This is a genomic window from Mesorhizobium sp. B2-7-1, assembly GCF_006440735.1.
In the GTDB taxonomy this organism is placed as follows: Bacteria; Pseudomonadota; Alphaproteobacteria; order Rhizobiales; family Rhizobiaceae; genus Mesorhizobium.
Window position 1 is genome coordinate 1 of sequence record NZ_VFUA01000213.1, and the last position, 2,182, is coordinate 2,182.

Here is a 2,182-nt window from a genome sequence, read left to right on the forward strand (position 1 = left end):
GCCTCGCCGAAGGAATAGTTCAGGATCGAGCCGCCAGAGAGTGAGAGGTCGCCCGCTATGGCGAGCGTGCCCGGCGTCCCGTCGGCCGATCCCGGCGATAGCGTGGCGCCGTCGGCGATCGTGACGTTGCCGCCGATCGTGCCCTTGCCGCCGAGCGTGGCGCCGAGCTGCACCGAGGTCAGCCCGGTGGCCGCACTCTGGTCGCCGTCGACATAGAGGCCGCCCGCCGCAACCGTGGTCGGCCCGGCATAGCTGTTGGTGCCGGTCAGCGTCAGCGACGCGCTGCCCGTCTTGGTGAAGCCGCCGGATCCGCCGACCAGGCCCGAGAGCGTGAGGTCGGCGTCGGTCTGGAAGGCGCCGCCGCCCGCATTGAGCGTGATATTGCGGGCCGAACCGAAGGCGGTGGTGTTTTGCAGCGTGGCGCCATTGTCGAGAGACAGCGCGCCTGCCGCATCGCCGAGATTGGCGTCGGCCGAGACCTGCAGCGTGCCGCCCGCGATGGCGGTGCCGCCGCTATAAGTATTGGCGCCGCCAAGCACCAGCGTGCCGAGATCGGTCTTGACCAGTTGCGAGCTGCCCTGAAGCACGGAGGCGATCGTCGCGATATAGCCCGCGCCAACCAAGCTGCCGTCGCCGACCCGGATGATCGACTGCGGCCCGACCAGCTCGATGCTCTGGCCCTGGATCGTGTAGCCGCCGGTGGCGAACTGCATGCCCGAGGCCTGTACCTGGCCGTTCGTCGTGCTGTCGACATCGACGGTGCCAGCCGCACCCGCGAAGATGGCGAAGCTGCCATTGGAGAACGGCGCGTTGATATGCCCGGTGTCGTTGGTCCAGTTGTCGCCGCCGGCGCCCTGCCAGGTGCCGTTGCCGCCATTGACCAGGTCGTTGCCCTTGGGGCCGGCATCGCCGTCCCAGTAGTTGAGCGTGACGCCGGCTGTATTAACCAGGTTGACCTGGTTGGCGATCGAGGTCTGCACGATGTGGTCGGGCGAGTTGCTGACCAGCCCGTTGTCGGTCAGCGGCCCGTCATAGCTGATGATGCGGTAGATGCCCGGCCCGAAATCGCCGCCCGGCGTCTGCGCGACGTTCACGGCGCCGTCGAGCGACAGGCCGCCATGCACGACGGTGAGGTCGTTGTAGGCGCCGCCGACCACGCCGGCCTGGCCGAAATTGTAGTTGAGCGTCGCATTGGCGGCGAGCGAGAGGCTTCCGTTGATCGTCAGGGCGCCTGGCGTGGTGCCGATATCGCCGGGGTTGAGCGCGCCCTTGTCGAGCACGCTGACATCGCCGCCAATCGTGCCGATGCCGCCGAGCACGCCGCCATCCTCCACCGTGGTCGCCCCGGTCGCCGCCGACTGGTCGCCGTCGACGATGAGCGTGCCCTCGCGCACGTTGGTCTCGCCGGCATAGCTGTTGTCGGCGGTGAGGATGGTGACGCCGCTGCCGATCTGGTCGAGGCCGCCGCTGCCGGAGATCAGACCGGCGAAGGTATAGATGTTGTTGCGATCGAAGGCGAGCGTGCCGTCGTCGAGCACGTCGCCCGTGATCGAGCCGGTCGCGCCGCCATTGCCGAGCTGCAAGGTGCCGGCCGCGATCGTGGTGCCGCCGGCATAGGTGGTGTCGGCGGTGAGCACCAGCGTGCCGGCGCCGTCCTTGGTCAGCGCGCCTGCCCCGCCGACCGCGCCGGTCAGCGTCAGTACCGTCGAATTGTCGGTGTCGAAGGTACCGCCGCCGGCATTGAGCGTCGCGCTTCGCGCCGCGGTGAATGTGCCGGTCGTGTGCAGGGTGCCGTTGTCGAAGGTGAGCGCCCCGGCCGCATTGCCGAGATTGGCATCAGCCGAGACCTCGACCGTGCCGCCATTGATGGCCGTGCCGCCCTGATAGCTGTTGGCGCCGGTCAGCACCAGCGTGCCGCCGCCCTTCTTTGTGAGGGTCCCTGCCCCTGTAACGATGCCGTTCAGCGCCAGGCTGGTCGCACTGTCGGTGTCGAAAGTGCCGCCGCCGGCGTTGAGCGTCACGGCACGCGCGGAATTGATGTCGGCCGTCGTGTGCAGCCTGCCGCCGTTCAGCGAAAGTCCACCGGAAGCGTTGCCGAGATTGCCGTCCGCCGAAATCTGAACCGTGCCGCCGTTGACGGCCGTGCCGCCAGAGTAGCTGTTGGTCCCAGACAGCACCAGCG

The 2,182-nt window shown here is 68.5% G+C and carries 1 protein-coding gene; it reads right to left on the reverse strand.

All coding sequences use genetic code 11. The annotated features are described in order from the left end of the window. Positions 1-2,182: autotransporter-associated beta strand repeat-containing protein (locus FJ471_RS34480; protein WP_181179960.1), on the reverse strand; the 2,182-nt coding region annotated here is incomplete at both ends.